A 1,578-nucleotide genomic window follows, 5' to 3' on the forward strand; every position below is an offset into this window, starting at 1 on the left:
CCGCCCGTCGTCGCGGCCTCGAGCATGCTCGCGGCCTGCGGCGGCCCCGGCTCGTGGTCGGCGATGGCCGTGATCATGGCGGCGAACTTCATCGCCTCGAACATGTTCTGCGCGTCCGAGCACGAGCAGTTGTCGCAGCCGAGGCCGAAGCCGACGCCCGCCTCCTGTAGCCTTCGGACGGGGGGAATGCCGCTCTTGAGCTTGAGGTTCGAGAGCGGGTTGAGGACGCAGCGCGTGCCCGTCTCGGCCAGAAGCTCGATCTCGTCGTCGAGGAGCCAGACGGAATGCGCGAGGTTCAGGCGCGGGCTGAGCAGCCCCTCCTCGTGGAGCGCGCGCACCAGCGAGCCGCCGTGCTGCGGGTAGGCCATGCGCGCCTGCAGCGCCATGCCCTTGGACTCGTAGAAATGCGTGAAGATCGGCAGGTCGTGCTTCTCCGCCAGTTCCCGCGTCCGCTGGAGCAGCGCCGAGGTGCAGCGCTCGGGCGCCGAGGGGCCGAGCGCCCAGCCGATCGTGGGGCGCTTCACCGAACTGGTGATCCAGGTCTCCTCGAAATCGGCGATCTGGTCGAAGCGCGCGTCGGGCTCGGCCGCCGTCGAGAGCTTGCCGTGCAGGTGCTCGGGGAAGACCTCGGGCCAGAACGGGATCGTCCCGATCCCCTTGCGGTCGGCGTATTGCAGCGCGACGACGGCGCGGATGCCGATCTCCTCGTAGGCCTCGACCACGGCGGTCAGGTGGTCGGGGTCGTAGGGGAAGAGCGTGACCATGTCCTGCACGGTCGTCATGCCCGACTTCAGGCATTCGAGCGCGCCCAGAAGCGTGCGGACCTTGATCTCCTCGCGCGAGCGCTTGGGGTATTGCGGCGGCAGCGCGAGGAGGCGCCAGGTCTCGAGCGGCTCCTCCTCCATCAGGCCCTTCGCCAGCACGTCGTGCGAGTGGTAATGCGCGTTCACGAAGCCCGGAACCACCAGACGCCCGCGCGCGTCGATCCGGCGGAGGCCCGGGCGCGTCGCGGCGTCCTGCGCCAGGTCCGGCCCGACGGCGACGATGGCGCCGTCCTCGACGAGGATGTCGGCGGCGGCCGGGCGGTGGGGGTCCGCGCCGGGCGCCATCACGCGCCCCCCGGTGATCAGGAGCGGCGCGGCGGCAGTGTCGGTCTTCATTCTTCCAGTCCTCGGTTATCGCGTCCCCGCGTAGAACGCGATCCTGCGTTCCAGCATCTCGACCAGTCCGATCAGCGTGAAGGACAGGGCGAAAATGACGATGATGAGGGCCCAGAACCGTTCCATCAGGAACATCGACAGGTAGGTGTCGAAGAGCCCTCCGAAGCCGATCAGCGCGATGATGATCTGGCCCACGATGACGCCCTTGACCGCGCGGATCACGGCGAGGCGCACGCCGGTGATGATCTCGGGCAGCGCGGCGGGCACGACGATCTCGAAGATGATGCGCCGGCGCGAGCAGCCGAAGACGCGGCCCATCTCGACGAGCGAGGGCGCGACATGCGAGACGCCGGCCTGCGCGTCGATGATCACCACCCAGACCGCGAAGAGGAAGACGGTGGCGATCACCGTCGCCTCG

At 69.1% G+C, this 1,578-nt stretch carries 2 protein-coding genes; both read right to left on the reverse strand.

The features are described from left to right. A partial coding sequence (locus tag ACTS11_RS07205) for an amidohydrolase family protein (protein WP_442639650.1) occupies window positions 1-1,160 on the reverse strand: 1,160 nt, incomplete at its 3' end. A gap of 15 nt (window positions 1,161-1,175) precedes the next feature. Further along, the coding region (locus ACTS11_RS07210; RefSeq protein WP_442639651.1) for an ABC transporter permease at window positions 1,176-1,578 on the reverse strand (403 nt) is incomplete at its 5' end.

This window comes from Roseicyclus sp., assembly GCF_052168335.1.
In the GTDB taxonomy this organism is placed as follows: domain Bacteria; phylum Pseudomonadota; class Alphaproteobacteria; order Rhodobacterales; family Rhodobacteraceae; genus Roseibacterium.